A 16,449-nucleotide genomic window follows, 5' to 3' on the forward strand; every position below is an offset into this window, starting at 1 on the left:
CGGATGCGGGAAGACGGACGCGGCGGAGATTCGGCGCGCCGCCACAGCATAAGCCAATCCGGCTCCGGCCGGGGAAATGCGCAGGGCCGGCAGCGGCTTGTTCAAAACGGAGCGCCCTCACCGCCCCCTGCCCTCCCTGTCCCATTTGGAGGCGGGGCTCTCACTTGACCAGCGGCAGGGTGAACCAGAACGCGCAGCCGCCGGCCACGGTGCTGTTGGCGCCGAATTCGCCGCGATGGAATTCCACGATGGAGCGGCAGATGTTCAGGCCTATGCCCATGCCTTCCGGCTTGGTGGAGTAGAACGGGGTGAACAGATTGCTCTTCATCGCCTCGGACAGGCCGGGGCCGTTGTCCACCACTTCCACCCGCCAGAAGGCGCTGCCGATGAAGGTGCGCACCTTGACCCTGGGGCGCTTGGTCTGCGCTTCCTGCATCGCTTCAATGGCGTTTTTCATCAGATTGAGCAGCACTTGCTCAATCAACACCGGGTCCATGTCCAGCAGGCAGCGCTCCAGGTCTTGCTCCACTTGCAGCTTGACCCCGGCCTTGACCGCCAGGCCTTCCGCCAGGCCGACGGCGCGCAGCACCACCGGCCCCGGCTCCACCCGCTGCAATTGCGGCTCGTGCTTTTTGACGAAGGCGCGGATGCTGCTGACGATCTGGGCGGCGCGCTTGGCCTGGCCGGCGATTTCCTGTATCGCTTCGCGCACGCCGGCCGGCAGTTCCAGCTCCGCCGGCAGCCGGCGGCTGACGCCGGCGGCGTAGGTGTTGATGGCGGTCAGCGGCTGGTTCAGTTCATGCGCCAGCGTGGAGGCCATCTCGCCCATGGCGATCAGCCGCGAGGTGTTTTGCAGCCGCTCCTGCTGCGCTAGTTCGCGCCCTTCGCGCGCCTTGTCTTCGCTGACGTCGGCCAGGATGGCCAGCCAAGCGGATTCGCCGTTGACCCAGTCTATGCGGCGGCGGTGCATCTGGAACCAGCTGTCGCCGCCGTCGGTGGTGAACTCCAGGCCGTATTCGTCCTGTTCCGGCTGTTCCTGCAAGCCGGGCAACAGCACGCAGCAGGGGCCGTCTGGTTCTTCCGCCAGCCACAGCCGGGCAAACGCCGGATTGGCGTACAGCAGCAGGCCGCCGTTTTCCTCCATCACGCAAACGCCGGCCACCAGGCCGTTGAGCACGGTGAGGAAGCGTTGGTGGGAGGCGTTGAGCGCCAGCCGCTGCCGCTTGCGTTCGGTGATGTCGAACAGGGACGCGATCCAGCCGCGCTGGCTGCCGTCGGCTTCCACCAGCGGGGTGGCGTAGAGCCGCACTTCGATGAATTCGCCGTCCTTGCGCGCAAAGCGCAGTTCGAAGCCCTGCTCCGGCTGGCGGTGGTCGCGCACCGCGGCGATCGCCGCGGTCATGGCATCGTGGTCGTCCGCCGGCCAGAACGGATGCGGCGGCGCCTGGCCCACCAGTTCGTCCGCGCTGAAACCCAGCATGTCGCAGAAGGCGCGGTTGACGCGCACGATGCGCCCTTCGTCCTCCAGCGCCACCAGGCCGCTTTTCATGCAGTCTTCTATCGCTTGGCGCAAGGACACTTCCTGGGCCAGCGCCTGTTCGGCGTGCGCGCGCTCGCGCACGTGGCGGCGGATGCGCCAGGCGGCGTACAACAGCGCGCTGACCAGCAGCACGATCAGGCCGGACAGCACCGGCAGGGTCAGGCCCAGGCCGGCGCGGTAGCTGACCGCGTGCAGGTAGAGGCCGTAGCCGGGCGGGTCGAAGCTGGTCTGGTGCGAGATGGTGCCGGGGCGTTCCGCCGGGTCGAACTTGCTGGCCAGGGTTTTGCCGCTCAGGTCCTGGATGCTGATGTAGTTCTTGGAGGCTATCCACCACGGCACCTGGTTGAACAGCAGCAGGTCCAGCTGGTAGGTCAGCCTCAGCCCGCTCTGGGCCTTGCCGTCGTGGACGATGGGCACGGCCAGGTCGAAGCGGTATTTGCCGTCGCCGCCCTGATAGGGCGCGCCGTAGCTGGGACGCAACAGCCGGTTGGCCCGCCACAGCGCGTCGAAGGTTTCGCCAAACAACACGCGGCCGTCGCGGCGGGTGCCGTGCTGATCGCGCAACACCTTGCCGTCCAGGTCCACCTGTTCGATGGACAGCAGTTCCGGGTTGCTCCGCAGGTAGAACGCGGCCTGACGCGCAAAGCGCGGGCTGTCGACATTGCCGATCTCGATGTCCCGCGCCAGGTTCTCGGCCCATTCCTGCTGCCCTTCCAGATACATGCGCAAGGACTGCTCCAGCCACAACACTTCCTGGATCAGATTGTCTTGCTGTTCGTCGCGCCAGTCTCGGTACACCAGGTAGAACAGGCTGCCCAGCGCCAACAGCAGGGCCAATAACAAGGCGCTGACGCTGAGCCAGAGCATGCGGGGGGATCGGCGGGAGAAAGTGGTTTTTATCTGCATGAAATGTTAGGGAAAATCCTGATGCTGAAGTCCCTAATGGCAGGGAGAAGAAACTGCTCCTACTTTACACCGTAAAACCCGACTGTCCAGAAGGATGGCATAACAGAGCGCGACGCTGGCGGCACAATACGGCTGCCACAGCAGAACGCGCCACCCCGCCTAAACGCAAAACAGCATTTGGAGAGAGATATGAAACTGAAATTCGCCGCCTTGGCCATCCTGGCCGGCAGTCTGTCCGGCGTCGCCTGCGCCGCCGGGGAAATCGTCATCAAGTTCAGCCACGTCGTCGCTCAGGACACGCCCAAGGGCAAGGCCGCCGAGTACTTCAAGAAGCTGGCGGAGGAACGCACCAAGGGCAAGGTCAAGGTGCAAGTTTACCCCAACAGCCAATTGTACAAGGACAAGGAAGAGCTGGAAGCGCTGCAGTTGGGCGCGGTGCAGATGCTGGCGCCCAGCCTGGCCAAGTTCGGCCCGCTGGGGGTCAAGGAGTTCGAAGTCTTCGACCTGCCTTATCTGTTCGACAACTACGACGACTTGCACAAAGTCACCCAGGGCCCGGTGGGCCAGCAGTTGCTGGGCAAGCTGGACAGCAAGGGCATCAAGGGGCTGGCGTTCTGGGACAACGGCTTCAAGCACTTTTCCGCCAATAAGCCGCTCAAGTCCCCGGCCGATCTCAAGGGGCTGAAAATGCGCATCCAGTCGTCCAAGGTGCTGGACGAGCAGATGCGCGCGCTGGGCGCGCTGCCGCAAGTGATGGCCTTCTCCGAGGTGTATCAGGCGCTGCAGACCGGGGTGGTGGACGGCACCGAAAACCCGCCGTCCAATATGTACACCCAGAAAATGCACGAGGTGCAGAAGCATATGACCACCACCGCCCATGGCTATCTGGGCTACGCGGTGATCGTCAACAAACGCTTCTGGGACGGCCTGCCCGCCGACGTGCGCGCCCAGTTGGACAGCGCGATGCGCGACGCGACCAAGTACGCCAACGACATCGCCAAGAAAGAAAACGACGCCGATCTGGCCAAGATCGCCAAATCCGGCAAAACCGCCATCTACAATCCCACGCCGGCAGAACGCGAGGCCTTCAAGAAAGCCTTGCTGCCCGTCCACGCCAAGATGGCGGAGCGGATCGGCCCCGCGCTGATCAAGACCATTTACCAGCAAACCGGCTTCTCCGCCAACTAAAGCGCCGCTGCCGCGACGCCGCCAAGCGACCGCGCGCCCCGCGTCGTCGCGGCGGCCGGCGCGCGGCCGTCCGACCTCCCTTCCCGGAGACGCCCGATGCTGAAATTCCTGGATCACCTCGAGGAGTGGCTGATCGCGAGCCTCATGGCCGCCGCCACCCTCATTACCTTTGTCGCCGTTGTGCACCGCTACGCGGCGGGCACCGAGCTGCTGCATCCGCTGGTCAGCCACATCAATCTGGCCTGGTCGCAGGAGCTGACCATTTACCTGTTCGTGTGGATGGCCAAGTTCGGCGCCGCCTACGGCGTGCGCACCGGCATCCACGTAGGCGTGGACGTGCTGATCAACCGGCTGCGAGACAAGAACCGCGCCCGCTTCATCGTGTTCGGCCTGCTGGCCGGCGCGCTGTTCACCGCCATCGTCGGCACCTTGGGCGCCGCCTTCGTCTGGGAGATCGCCCACACGGACCAGACATCGGCCGACCTCGAAGTGCCGATGTGGATCGTCTACCTGGCGGTGCCCTGCGGCTCGCTGCTGATGTGCTTCCGCTTCCTGCAAGTGGCCTGGGCCTTCGTCAAAACCGGCTCCCTGCCCAAGCACGACCACGCCCACGTGGAAGGCATGGACGATGAGGGCGGGGTGGACAACTGGTACGCGCTGGACGACAACCTCCATCCGCACGACGTTTCCCGTCGAGGAGACAAGAAATGAACGCGCTCATCATTTTCAGCCTGTTGCTCGTCCTGATGCTCTCCGGCATGCCCATTTCGATTTCCCTGGGCCTGACGGTGCTGACCTTTCTGTTCACCATGACCCAGGTGCCGATCGAGGCGGTGGCGCTCAAGCTGTTCACCGGCATCGAGAAGTTCGAGATCATGGCGATTCCCTTCTTCATCCTGGCCGGCAACTTCCTGACCCACGGCGGCGTGGCCAAGCGCATGATCAATTTCGCCACCAGCCTTGTGGGGCATTGGCACGGCGGCCTGGGCCTGGCCGGGGTGCTGGCCTGCGCGCTGTTCGCCGCGGTGTCCGGTTCCAGCCCGGCCACGGTGGTGGCCATCGGCTCCATCCTGCTGCCGGCCATGGTCAAGCAGGGCTTTCCCAACCGCTTCGGCGCCGGGGTGATCACCACCTCCGGCGCGCTGGGCATCCTGATCCCGCCCTCCATCGTGATGGTGATGTATTCCGTGGCCACCAACACCTCGGTGGGCCAGCTGTTCATGGCCGGCGTCGTGCCCGGCCTGATGCTGGCCACCTTGCTGGGCCTCACCACCTGGTACCGCGCGCGCAAGTTCGGCTACCCGCGCCTGGCCAAGGCCAACTGGGGCCAGCGCTGGCGCGCCTTCCGCAAATCCATGTGGGGCCTCTTCCTGATCGTGGTGGTGATAGGCGGCATCTACAGCGGCATCTTCACCCCCACCGAGGCCGCCGCCATGTCCGCGGTCTACGCCTTCATCGTGGCCGTCTTCGTCTACAAGGACATGACGCTGAAACAGGTGCCCAAGGTGTTGCTGGATTCGGCCAGCATGTCCGCCATGCTGCTCTACATCATCACCAACGCGGTGCTGTTCTCCTTCCTGATGACCAGCGAGGGCATTCCCCAGGCCATGGCCGGCTGGCTGATCGACGCCGGCCTCGGCCCCATCGCCTTCCTGCTGGTCGTCAACATCCTGCTGCTCCTGGCCGGCAATGTGATGGAGCCCTCCTCCATCGTCCTGATCCTGGCCCCCATCCTGTTTCCGGTGGCCGTCGCGCTGGGCATCAACCCGGTTCACTTCGGCATCCTGATCGTCGTCAACATGGAGGTGGGCATGTGCCATCCGCCGGTGGGATTGAACCTTTACGTCGCCTCGGGGATCACCAAGATGGGCATCACCGAACTGACGGTGGCGGTCTGGCCCTGGCTGCTGACCATGCTGGGCTTCCTCGTCGCGGTGACCTATGTGCCGGAAATCTCGTTGTGGCTGCCGCGCGCGCTGGGCATGCTGAATTAGCATGCGCCCAACGGGCATGAAAACGCGATGGCATGGGCCATCGCGTTTTTTGTCCGACAAGGCGATAGCCCCGCTCGCCGTTAAGCCCGTATAATGTGTAGTTACTCTCTTACACCAACCAACCACCTAAAGATCAACCTCAGGAGTCCCAGAGAATGGACGAGCAATTGCGCCAGAGCGCACTGGAATACCACCAGTACCCCAACCCGGGCAAAATCCAGGTTGCCCCGACCAAGCCTCTCACCACCCAACGCGATCTCGCCCTGGCCTACTCCCCCGGAGTGGCGGCCGCCTGCGACGCCATCGTGGAAGATCCGCTGAACGCCTACAAATACACCGCGCGCGGCAATCTGGTCGCGGTGATCTCCAACGGCACCGCGGTGCTGGGCCTGGGCAATATCGGCGCGCTGGCCGGCAAGCCGGTGATGGAAGGCAAGGGCGTGCTGTTCAAGAAGTTCGCCGGCATCGACGTGTTCGACATCGAGGTCAACGAGCTGGATCCGGACAAGCTGGTGGACATCATCTGTTCGCTGGAGCCCACCTTCGGCGGCATCAACCTGGAAGACATCAAGGCGCCCGAGTGCTTCTACATTGAGAAGAAGTGCCGCGAACGCATGAACATTCCGGTGTTCCACGACGACCAGCACGGCACCGCCATCGTGGCCGCCGCCGCTGTGCTCAACGGCCTGCGCCTGGTGGAAAAGGACATCGCGCAAGTGCGCGTGGTGGCTTCCGGCGCCGGCGCCGCCGCCATCGCCTGCCTGGATCTGCTGGTGGCGCTGGGCGTGAAACGCGAGAACATCACCGTCTGCGACTCCAAGGGCGTGATCTACGAAGGCCGCGACGAGAAGCTGGACGAGTCCAAGAAGCGCTACGCGATCAAGGACAACGGTCAACGCAAGCTGGCCGACGCCATGACCGGCGCCGACATCTTCATGGGCCTGTCCGGTCCCAAGCTGGTGTCCCAGGACATGGTCAAATCCATGGCCCGCGCGCCGCTGATCCTGGCCATGGCCAACCCGGAGCCGGAAATCCTGCCGCCGCTGGTCAAGGAAGTGCGCCCGGACGCCATCATCGGCACCGGCCGTTCGGACTACCCGAACCAGGTCAACAACGTGCTGTGCTTCCCCTTCATCTTCCGCGGCGCGCTGGACGTGGGCGCCACCACCATCAATGAAGAGATGAAGCTGGCCACGGTGCGCGCCATCGCCGATCTGGCGCTGGCCGAGCAGAACGACGTGGTGGCCACCGCCTACGGCGACCAGGAACTGTCGTTTGGCCCGGAATACGTGATTCCGAAACCGTTCGACCCGCGCCTGATCGTCAAGATCGCCCCCGCCGTGGCCAAGGCCGCGATGGATTCCGGCGTCGCCACCCGCCCGATTCAGGACTTCGACGCCTACGCCGATCAACTGGCCCAGTTCGTGTACAAGACCAACTTGTTCATGAAGCCGGTGTTCGCCCAGGCCAAGAAGGACCCGAAACGCGTGGTGCTGACCGAGGGCGAGGATGAGCGCGTGCTGCACGCTACTCAGGAAATCGTCACCCAGGGTCTGGCCAAGCCGATCCTGATCGGCCGCCCCAGCGTCATCGACATGCGCATCCAGAAGCTGGGCCTGAAGCTGGTGGCCGGCAAGGACTTCGAGATCGTCAACAACGAATCCGATCCGCGTTTCGCCGAGTACTGGAAAGAGTATTACCAGCTGACCAAGCGCAAGGGCGTGTCGCAGGAACAGGCTCGCCGCCGCGTGATCGGCAACACCACGCTGATCGGCGCGATGATGGTGCGCCGCGGCGACGCCGACGCGATGATCTGCGGCACCTACGGGCCGTACCGTCAGCACTTCGACATCGTCGAAACCGTGCTCGGCTACAACAACCCGGAGCAAGTGGCCGGCGCGATGAACGCGCTGATCCTGCCCACCGGCAACATCTTCATCGCCGACACCTACGTCAACGCCGACCCGAGCGCCGAACAACTGGCCAGCATCACCCGCATGGCCAGCGAGTCGATCAAGCGCTTCGGCATCGCGCCCAAGGCCGCGCTGCTGTCCAACTCCAGCTTCGGCACGCTGAACAGCGCGTCGGCGCAGAAGATGCGCGCCGCCTTCGACCAGATCCGCTCGGCGCAGCCGGACCTGGAAATCGACGGCGAAATGCAGGGCGACGCCGCGCTGGTGGAAAGCATCCGCAACCAGGCGATGCCGGACAGCACGCTGAAAGGCTCCGCCAACCTGCTGATCATGCCTAACGTGGAAGCCGCCAACATCAGCTACAACCTGTTGCGCGTCTCCGCCTCCGACGGCGTGACCATCGGCCCCATCCTGATGGGCATGAGCAAGCCGGCCCACATCCTGACCCCGATCGCTTCGGTTCGCCGCATCGTCAACATGGTGGCCCTGGCCGCCGTGGACGCGCAGAACAGCAAGTAAGCGTCGGCCTGGATGTAAAGGCATATACTGAACGGGCAAGCGCAGCTTGCCCGTTTTTTCTTCGCCGAGGGAACAGCCCATGAGCAACGAATTCAACCCCAACGATCCCTTCGCCCTGTTCCGCCAGTTCTGGCAAACCGCCACCCCGCCGGGCATGCAGCCGTTTCTGCCGCCGATGAGCGAGGAGGAGATAGACCGCAAGCTGGCCGAATTGCGCGTGGTGGAAAGCTGGCTGACCATGAATATGGGCATGCTGAGCATGCAGATCAAAGCCCTGGAAATGCAGAAGTCCGCGCTGCACTCGATGCGGCCGAAAGACCCGCCGCACAACTGAGGCCGCCCCCGCCCCCGCGCGGCCGCGCTCAAGTTTGCTTGGCGCGCAAACAACGCTACACTCTACCGTCCGGCCGCGGATCTTCCTGGCAGAAGCCCGCGGTCGCCATGCCTCAAGGTGATGAACGGGACGGCTCGCCCTCCCCTTTCCCATAACAATTAACGACCAATTTTCCGCGGACTCCATGCGTTTCTCCACTCCTTACGCCGCGCAGCCCGCAGATTCCGGCCTGCCTTCCATCCCCGTCTGGCTGTTCTTGCTTATCGCCGTCGCCTGGCTGCTGCCCGGCCTGGTAGGCCATGAGCCCTGGAAGCCGGACGAAGCCTATACCTTCGGCCTAGTGCGCCATGTCGCGGAGACCGGCGACTGGATCGTGCCGACGCTGGCCGGCGAGCCCTTCATGGAAAAGCCGCCGCTGTTCTTCATCAGCGCCGCCTTCACCATGCAATTGTTCGGCGGCTGGCTCAGCGCGCCGGACGCCGCCCGCCTGGCCGCCGGCGGCTGGATGGCGCTGGCGCTGGCCGGCACCGCCGTCTCCGCCGGCGCCTTGTACGGCCGGCGCGCCGCGGCCTGGGGCGCCTTGCTGCTGCTGGGTTGCCTGGGCCTGCCGATGCGCGCCCATCAAATGATCACCGACACCGCCCTGCTGGCCGGCATGGCCTGGGGGCTGGCCGGACTGGTGCTGCTGCGCCGACGCGCCTTGCTCGGCGGTGCGCTGCTGGGCCTGGGCGGCGGCGTCGCCTTCTTGAGCAAGGGCCTGCTGGGCCCCGGCTGCCTGGGCCTGACCGCCTTGCTGCTGCCGCTGCACCCCGATTACCGCAACCGCCGTTACGCCGGCGGCCTGCTGCTGGCCGCGCTGATCGGCCTGCCGCTGGCCGCGCTGTGGGGCTTGAGCCTGTACTTGCGCGATCCGGCCTTGTTCCAGCTGTGGTTCAAGGTGAACAACTTCGGCCGTTTCGACGGCAGCGCCCATCTGGGCCCCAAGGCGCCGCGCCTGTTCTATGGCCGCACCCTGCCCTGGTACGGCATCCCGGTGTTGCCTCTGGCGCTGTGGGGCTTGTGGCGCGGCCGCCGGCAATGGACCCGAGCCTGGCCCGCCGCGCCGGCCTTGCTGTGGCTGGTGACGCTGACGGTCTTGTCGCTGGCGGGCGACGCCCGCGAGCTGTACGCGATGCCCTTGCTGTTGCCGCTGGCGCTGCTGGCCATCGCCGGCTTGCGCGCCGGCGACGCCCATCGCGGCTGGCGCGCCTTGTCCGGCTTCAGCCTGCTGCTCTGCCTGACGCTGGGCGCCGTGGTGCTCGTCGTCGCCTGGGTGCTCTCCACCGGCGAACCCGCGCAATGGGCCAGCCATCTGCTGCACCGCAAGTTCACCGACTGGCATCCGCAGTGGCATCCGTGGACCTGGCTGGCCTTCGGCCTGATCGCCGGCGGCGTGATCTGGCTATGGCGACGCTTCCCGGCCGACACCGCCCCTGGCTTCGCCTGGCGCTGGAGCCTGACCATCGTGCTGCTGTGGGGCGGCCTGGCCACGCTGTGGCTGCCGGCGCTGGATCACGGCATGCGCTATCGCGAAACCTTCGCCCCGCTGCGACCCGTCCTCGCCGACATCGGCCGACAGGGCGAGTGCGTCGCCAGCGTCGGCCTGGGCGAGCCGCAACGCGCGCTGCTGGACTACTACGCCGACTACCGCACGCTGCGGCTGGAAAGCGCGCCGCTGGCCAAAAACTGCCGCTGGCTGCTGGTCCAGTCCCTGCACGACCAGTTGCCGCCCTACCTGGCCGGTCTGAAGCCCGCGGAAAGTTTTCAGCGCCCGGGAGACCCCAAGGAGCGCTTCCGCCTTTACCGGCTGGAGCAACCGCTGGGCCAGCTGTTGAAGGCCAATAAATAATTACAACGGAATCAATTTCCAACGAAATTGTCACAATTCGTCACAATTTGCCCAATATTCCTTAACAATCACAGCGCCGCGATAACGTAGCCTTAACCCTTTTTTTCTTGAGGTTATGGTATGTCGGCGCTGAACGCGGTGGATTTGTTCTGGTCCCTTGCCAGCGGGCGCTTCTCCCGCGAGGACGGATTCGACGAGGGGAAGAACCGCTGCAAATTCGCGCTGCGCGGACTGTTGACCTTGCCCTGGACGCTGCGCTGGCTGGACAGCTGGGGTCAACCCGCGCTGCGCCGCCATCTTCAGGCCAACCCGCGGCTGGCCTGCAAGCTGCACCGTCCTTATCTCTACCGCTCGCTTGGCCCGAGCGGCAAGCTGGCGGCCCTGCGCGAGCACTATCAGGCGCTGGCGGAACGGGTGTCCCCCGCCGCCTACCGCAGCCTGCTCAGCGACGCCGGCCTGACGCTGGCCGAACTGCAGGGCAAAAACGAGGCCGCGATCACGGCGCTGCTGACGCACCGCCACAGCTTCGACAAGGAAGGCGAGCTGTCCTTGCAAATCTGCTCGGAAGAGCGGATCGCCATCGCCACGCTGACCTTCACCATCACCCGCCGCCAGGGCGAAACCGCCATCATCATCGGCGGCTTGCAAGGCCCGCGCAAACCTCATGGTGCCGACGCCGTCCACCAGTTGACCAAGCAAAGCCACGGGCTGTTTCCCAAACGTCTGGCGGTGGAAGCCTTGGTCGCGCTGGCCCGGGAAATCGGCGCCAGCCAGGTGCTGGCGGTCAGCAAGTGGCAGCACATCTACAGTTCCTGGCGCTATCGTCGCCAGTTCTTCGCCGATTACGACAGTTTCTGGGACACCTTCGACGCCCAGCCCACCGCTTGCAAACGCTTCTTCAGCCTGCCGCTGCAACTGCCGCGCAAGCCGCTGACCGAAATCGCCAGCAAGAAGCGCGCGGAATATCAGCGCCGCTACGCGCTGCTGGACGAGCTGGTCGACCAGAGCCACCGCGCCGTCACGCTCCGGGCCGCCGCAAACTGAAAGCGGCTTCCGCGCGGCTGAACTCGTCGCCGCCCAGCTTGCCCACCAAGGCCAGCGCCTTGCTCGCCACGCGGCCGTCGCGCCAGGCCTCGTCCGCCACATGCACGTGGCGCACCTCCCCCAGCACCAGATTGCCGGCCCCCGCGCCGTCGCCCAAGGCCAGGCACTGGTTCAGCACGCACTCGAAACGCAGCGGCGCCTGCTCCACGCCCGGCGCCCTCACCTGCCGGCTGCGGGCCTTGCCCACGCCGGCCAGATCGAACTCGTCCACCTCCGGCGCATAAGGGCCGCAGCTGAGGTTCATCGCCTCCGCCAAATGCTCGGGCACCACATTGACCACAAACTCGCCGGTGGCGCGAATATTGGCCAGGGTATCCTTCTCGCCGCCGCCGGCCGGCGTCAGAATGCTCAGCGCCAGCACCGGCGGCTTCACGCTGGCCACGGTAAAGAAGGAAAACGGCGCCAGATTGGCCACGCCCAGCAAATCCTGAGTGCTGACCCAGGCAATGGGCCGGGGCTGCACGCTGCCCACCAGCAAGGGGTAGACCGCCTCCGGCGGCAAGGTCTTGATGTCGCAGTCCATATCGATTCCTCCTTGATGCCATCATTCTAATGCTGCAAAGCAACAAAATACTAGTGCCGCCAAATGCGCCCGGCGATGGTGTCGCAACCGCTCGGCAGGTAAAATGGCGCGATGAACTCACCTCGTTTTATCCATCTGCGCCTCCATTCGGAATTCTCCATCACCGACGGCATCGTGCGCCTGGATGACGCCATCAAGCGCGCCATCCAGGACAATATGCCCGCGGTGGGCATGTCCGATCTGATGAACATCTTCGGCATGGTCAAGTTCTACAAGGGCTGCCGGGACAAAGGCGTCAAGCCCATCGTGTCCTGCGATGTCTGGCTGGAAAACGAGGAAGACCGCGACAAGCCCTACCGTCTGATGCTGACGGTCAAGAACCGCCAGGGCTACGGGCGCTTGTGCGAACTGCTGGCCGACGCCTACACCCACAACCAGTACCGCGGCCGCGCCGAACTCAAGCGCGCCTGGCTGGAAAACGGCGACAACAGCGGCCTGATCTGCCTGTCCGGCGCCCACCTGGGCGACGTGGGCCAGGCCTTGCTGATGGGCCAGCGCGACGAAGCGCGCCGCCGCGCCGAATATTGGGAACGCTGCTTCCCGGACAGCTTCTATCTGGAGCTGCAACGCCTGGACAATCCGCAGGTGGAGCACGCGCTGCAAGCCTCGCTGTGGCTGGCCGGCGAGACCGGCCTGCCGGTGGTGGCCACCCACCCTATCCAGTTCATGGATCCGGACGACTTCAAGGCCCACGAGGCCCGCGTCTGCATTGCCGAAGGCTTCACCCTGGGCGACAAGCGCCGGCCGCGCAGCTTCGAGGCGAACCAATACTTCCTGTCCACCGAACAGATGCTGGAGCGCTTCGCCGATATTCCCGAAGCGCTGGAAAATTCGGTGGAAATCGCCCGCCGCTGCAATATCAGCGTGCAGCTGGGCAAGAACTACCTGCCGCAGTTCCCCACTCCGGACGGCATGACGCTGGACGACTACCTGGTGCACCTGTCCCAGGAAGGCCTGGAGGAACGGCTGGCCAAACTCTATCCCGACCCGGAAACGCGCGCCCAGGAGCGGCAGCCCTACGACGAGCGCCTGAAGATCGAGTGCGACACCATCATCCAGATGGGCTTCCCCGGCTACTTCCTGATCGTGGCGGACTTTATCAACTGGGCCAAGAACAACGGCTGCCCGGTGGGCCCGGGCCGCGGCTCCGGCGCCGGCTCGCTGGTGGCTTACAGCATCGGCATTACCGATATCGACCCGCTGGCCTACGCGCTGCTGTTCGAGCGCTTCCTCAACCCCGAGCGGGTATCGATGCCCGACTTCGACATCGACTTCTGCCAGGACAACCGCTATCGCGTGATCGAATACGTGCGCCAGAAATACGGCGCCGAGGCGGTGTCGCAGATCGCCACCTTCGGCACCATGGCGGCCAAAGCCGTGGTGCGCGACGTCGGCCGGGTGCTGGACCTGCCGTATATGTTCTGCGACGGCATCTCCAAACTGATTCCCGCCGCGCCCGGCAAGCAGTACTCGCTGGACGACGCGGTGGAAATGGAGCCGATACTGCGCGAGCGGCTGGAAAACGAGGAAGAGCTGCGCGAGCTGTGGGAACTGGCCAAGAAACTGGAAGGCCTGACCCGGAACATCGGCATGCACGCCGGCGGCGTCTTGATCGCGCCGGGCAAGATCACCGACTTCTGCCCGATGTATCAGGCCAGCGGCGACGGTTCGGTGCCGGTGTCGATGCTGGACAAGGACGACGTGGAAAAAGTGGGCCTGGTGAAGTTCGACTTCCTCGGCCTGCGCAACCTGACGATTATCGAACTGGCGGTCAGCTACATCAAAGACCTGGACCCCAGCTTCGACACCGACCTCAACCTGCTAGAGTTCACCGACTCCGCGGCCTACAAGGTGCTGCAACAGGCCAACACCACCGCCGTATTCCAGCTTGAATCGGACGGTATGAAACGGCTGCTGGAAAAGCTGAAGCCCGACCGTTTCGAAGACATCATCGCTGTGCTGGCCCTGTATCGTCCGGGCCCGCTCGGCTCCGGCATGGTGGACGACTTCATCCTGCGCAAGGCCGGCAAACAGGAAGTCGACTACTACCACCCGGACCTGCAGGCCTGCCTGGACCCGACCTACGGCGTGATCGTCTACCAGGAACAGGTGATGCAGATCTCGCAGATCATCGGCGGCTACACCCTGGGCGGCGCCGACATGCTGCGCCGGGCGATGGGCAAGAAGAAGCCTGAGGAAATGGCCGAGCACCGCGGCAAGATCGCCCAGGGCGCAGCCACCAAGGGCTACGACCCCAAGCTCGCCGAAATGCTGTTCGACCTGATGGCCAAGTTCGCCGAGTACGGCTTCAACAAGTCGCACACCGCCGCCTACGCCGTGGTCTCCTATCAGACCGCCTGGCTCAAGGCCCACCACACCGCGGCCTTCATGGCGGCCACCATGTCTTCGGAATTGGACAACACCGACCAGCTCAAGGTGTTCTACGACGACAGCGTGGACGGTAAAAACGGCCTGGTCTTCCTGCCGCCGGACGTCAACCAGAGCTACTACCGCTTCGTGCCGGTGGACCGCAAGCATATCCGCTACGCCCTGGGCGCGATCAAGGGCACCGGCGAAGCCGCCGTCGACCACATCGTCGCGGTGCGCGCCGAATCCGGAGCCTTCAAGGACCTGTTCGACTTCTGCCGCCGCACCGACAAGAAAATCGTCAACAAGCGCGTGATCGAAGCGCTGATCCGCGCCGGCGCTTTCGACAGCCTCGAGCCCAACCGGGCCAAGCTGTTCGGCAACGTCGGCCTGGCGATGAACGCCGCCGAGCAGGAACACGCCAACGCCAATCAAGGCGGCCTGTTCGACATGTTCGGCGACGACGTCGCCCCCAGCGTGGAAATGGTCGAGATCAAGCCGTGGAGCGACGCGGTCAAACTGGCGGAGGAAAAACTGGCCATCGGCTTCTATCTGTCCGGCCACCCCTTCGCCGCCTACGCCAAGGAAATTCGCGGCTTCATCAAGACCCCGCTGTCCCGGCTCAGCCCGCGCAAGGAGCCGCAGCTGCTGGCCGGCTTCGTCACCGGCATCCGCGTCAAGGTGGGCAATCGCGGCAAAATGGCCTTCGTCCAGCTGGACGACGGCAGCACCAAGCTGGAAGTCAGCCTGTTCGCGGAAAGCTTCGAAGCCAACCGCAGCCGGCTGAAAGACGACGTGGTGCTGGTGATAGAAGGCAAGGTCAGCGAGGACAACTTCTCCGGCGGCCTGCGCATCATCGCCGACAAGGTCTACGAGTTGGGCGAGGCGCGCAGCCGCTACGCCCGCAGCCTGTCGCTGAAGCTGGCCGGCAAGGTGGACGTCAGCAAGCTCAAGGCCCAGCTGCACCCCTTCCGCAGCGAAGACGCCGGCTGCCCGGTGCGCATCCATTACAACAACGGCGCGGCCAGCGGCGACCTGATGCTGCCGCCGCCCTGGGGCGTGCGCTTGGACGACGGCTTGTTGCTGGCGCTGCAGGACTGGCTGGGCAACGACAAGGTCAAAGTGATGTGGTGAGCCGCCACGCTCCCGCCAAGCCGCGCCCAGCGCGGCTTTTTTCATGCCCGCGCTTTGCAAGCGCCGGACATTGCAGTAGGCTTCCCCGCTCAAACGCACCACAGCAAAAGGATGTTTTCAGATGACGGCACGCCCGGCGCAACTCCAAGACGTCGCCCCGGTCTTCCAGATCGAGCAAGCGGTATTCGGCCACCACGTCTATCCGGACTTTTTCTTCCGCCAGGCCCATGACCTGTGGCCGGACCTGTTCTTCGTCGCGCCGGGCGCGCAAGACGGCGAGCTGGGCGGCTACATCATCGGCGCGCCGGGCAGCGGGCCAGGCGAATTCTGGATCATGTCGCTGGCGGTCCACCAGCATTGCCGCGGACAAGGCGTAGGCAAGCAGCTGCTGCAAGCCTTGCTGCAGGCGCTGCGGACTCGCCAGGCCAGCCACGCCAAGCTGACGGTTCACCCCGACAACTCCGCGGCCAGGCTGTACCAGCAGCTTGGCTTTGTCGTTGTCGAGCATCAGCCTCATTACTTCGGCGACAACGATCCACGCCTGGTGATGCGCCTGGACTTCTAATTCTAAGAACCTGTTTACGATCTGCTGCGCGTCGGCGATACAGCGTTGAAAACGTCTTCGAAATGCTCATGTACCACGTGTACATTCCGCTTTCTCAGCCATTTTCGCCTTGTCTCGCCATAGCTCGCGAGATCGTAAACAGGTTCTAAGAGCCGCGGACGCAACAAAGCCTCCCATGGGGAGGCTTCTTTGTTCCGGCGGCGCCAGCGCAATGCGTAAAGCCCAGCTCGTATGAGCTGGGCTTCGCAATGGGGCGTCTGGCGGTGTCCTACTTTCACATGGCGAATGCCACACTATCATCGGCGCTAAGGCGTTTCACGGTCCTGTTCGGGATGGGAAGGCGTGGGACCACCTCGCTATGGCCACCAGACATAAACTTGTACAAACTAAAAGAAGCCTGAGTTGATGTTTCAT

Annotated in this window: 11 protein-coding genes and 1 rRNA gene; 9 read left to right on the forward strand and 3 right to left on the reverse strand. The window is 64.5% G+C overall.

The features are described 5' to 3' along the window. Positions 1-160 precede the first annotated feature (160 nt). On the reverse strand, positions 161-2,407 hold the full coding sequence (locus VK98_RS13045; RefSeq protein ID WP_231589277.1) for a PAS domain S-box protein: 2,247 nt from the start codon (positions 2,405-2,407) through the stop codon (positions 161-163). Positions 2,408-2,635: 228 nt separating this feature from the next. On the opposite strand from VK98_RS13045, the gene VK98_RS13050 reads away from it, so the two are divergent. The 7 genes from VK98_RS13050 (at position 2,636) to VK98_RS13080 (ending at position 11,326) form a co-directional block, all read left to right on the forward strand. Then, positions 2,636-3,634, forward strand: a complete 999-nt coding sequence (locus VK98_RS13050; protein WP_048414454.1) for a TRAP transporter substrate-binding protein — start codon at positions 2,636-2,638, stop codon at positions 3,632-3,634. Between the two features lie 96 nt (positions 3,635-3,730). Further along, entirely contained in the window at positions 3,731-4,345 is a 615-nt protein-coding gene (locus VK98_RS13055; protein ID WP_048414455.1) for a TRAP transporter small permease, read from the forward strand. After that, a complete protein-coding gene (locus VK98_RS13060; protein ID WP_048414456.1) occupies positions 4,342-5,628 on the forward strand; it encodes a TRAP transporter large permease in 1,287 nt (428 codons plus the stop codon). The genes VK98_RS13055 and VK98_RS13060 overlap by 4 nt, the downstream gene beginning before the upstream one ends. Before the next feature lie 155 nt (positions 5,629-5,783). Next, on the forward strand, positions 5,784-8,060 hold the full coding sequence (locus VK98_RS13065; protein ID WP_048414457.1) for an NADP-dependent malic enzyme: 2,277 nt from the start codon (positions 5,784-5,786) through the stop codon (positions 8,058-8,060). Between the two features lie 79 nt (positions 8,061-8,139). Further along, the gene (locus VK98_RS13070; RefSeq protein WP_019102797.1) at positions 8,140-8,394 is read left to right on the forward strand and encodes a PhaM family polyhydroxyalkanoate granule multifunctional regulatory protein; all 255 of its coding nucleotides are present in this window, start codon (positions 8,140-8,142) and stop codon (positions 8,392-8,394) included. Between the two features lie 184 nt (positions 8,395-8,578). Beyond that, positions 8,579-10,282, forward strand: coding sequence for a glycosyltransferase family 39 protein (locus VK98_RS13075; protein WP_048414458.1), 1,704 nt, complete (start codon positions 8,579-8,581; stop codon positions 10,280-10,282). 120 nt (positions 10,283-10,402) lie between these two features. Continuing rightward, positions 10,403-11,326, forward strand: coding sequence for a VirK/YbjX family protein (locus VK98_RS13080; RefSeq protein ID WP_048414459.1), 924 nt, complete (start codon positions 10,403-10,405; stop codon positions 11,324-11,326). On the opposite strand, the gene VK98_RS13085 is transcribed toward VK98_RS13080, so the two are convergent. Next, complete coding sequence (locus VK98_RS13085; RefSeq protein WP_048414460.1) at positions 11,301-11,909, reverse strand: flavin reductase family protein; 609 nt, start codon at positions 11,907-11,909, stop codon at positions 11,301-11,303. The two genes, VK98_RS13080 and VK98_RS13085, sit on opposite strands and share 26 nt — an antisense overlap. Before the next feature lie 111 nt (positions 11,910-12,020). On the opposite strand from VK98_RS13085, the gene dnaE reads away from it, so the two are divergent. Together dnaE and VK98_RS13095 are read left to right on the forward strand one after the other, a co-directional pair. After that, positions 12,021-15,470, forward strand: coding sequence for a DNA polymerase III subunit alpha (gene dnaE, locus VK98_RS13090; protein ID WP_048414461.1), 3,450 nt, complete (start codon positions 12,021-12,023; stop codon positions 15,468-15,470). A 121-nt stretch (positions 15,471-15,591) separates the two neighbouring features. Then, a complete protein-coding gene (locus tag VK98_RS13095; RefSeq protein ID WP_048414462.1) occupies positions 15,592-16,035 on the forward strand; it encodes a GNAT family N-acetyltransferase in 444 nt (147 codons plus the stop codon). Positions 16,036-16,290: 255 nt separating this feature from the next. Here the strand turns inward: VK98_RS13095 and rrf are convergent. Further along, positions 16,291-16,405 (reverse strand): 5S ribosomal RNA (gene rrf / locus VK98_RS13100). Positions 16,406-16,449: the final 44 nt, after the last annotated feature.

It is taken from the genome of Chromobacterium sp. LK11, assembly GCF_001043705.1.
In the GTDB taxonomy this organism is placed as follows: Bacteria; Pseudomonadota; Gammaproteobacteria; order Burkholderiales; family Chromobacteriaceae; genus Chromobacterium; species Chromobacterium alkanivorans.

Coding starts and splice junctions, on each gene's coding strand:
- VK98_RS13095 (WP_048414462.1), top strand. CDS start 15,592: ATGACGGCACGCCCGGCGCAACTCCAAGACGTCGCCCCGGTCTTCCAG.
- VK98_RS13050 (WP_048414454.1), top strand. CDS start 2,636: ATGAAACTGAAATTCGCCGCCTTGGCCATCCTGGCCGGCAGTCTGTCC.
- dnaE (WP_048414461.1), top strand. CDS start 12,021: ATGAACTCACCTCGTTTTATCCATCTGCGCCTCCATTCGGAATTCTCC.
- VK98_RS13060 (WP_048414456.1), top strand. CDS start 4,342: ATGAACGCGCTCATCATTTTCAGCCTGTTGCTCGTCCTGATGCTCTCC.
- VK98_RS13070 (WP_019102797.1), top strand. CDS start 8,140: ATGAGCAACGAATTCAACCCCAACGATCCCTTCGCCCTGTTCCGCCAG.
- VK98_RS13075 (WP_048414458.1), top strand. CDS start 8,579: ATGCGTTTCTCCACTCCTTACGCCGCGCAGCCCGCAGATTCCGGCCTG.
- VK98_RS13045 (WP_231589277.1), bottom strand. CDS start 2,407: ATGCTCTGGCTCAGCGTCAGCGCCTTGTTATTGGCCCTGCTGTTGGCG.
- VK98_RS13065 (WP_048414457.1), top strand. CDS start 5,784: ATGGACGAGCAATTGCGCCAGAGCGCACTGGAATACCACCAGTACCCC.
- VK98_RS13080 (WP_048414459.1), top strand. CDS start 10,403: ATGTCGGCGCTGAACGCGGTGGATTTGTTCTGGTCCCTTGCCAGCGGG.
- VK98_RS13085 (WP_048414460.1), bottom strand. CDS start 11,909: ATGGACTGCGACATCAAGACCTTGCCGCCGGAGGCGGTCTACCCCTTG.
- VK98_RS13055 (WP_048414455.1), top strand. CDS start 3,731: ATGCTGAAATTCCTGGATCACCTCGAGGAGTGGCTGATCGCGAGCCTC.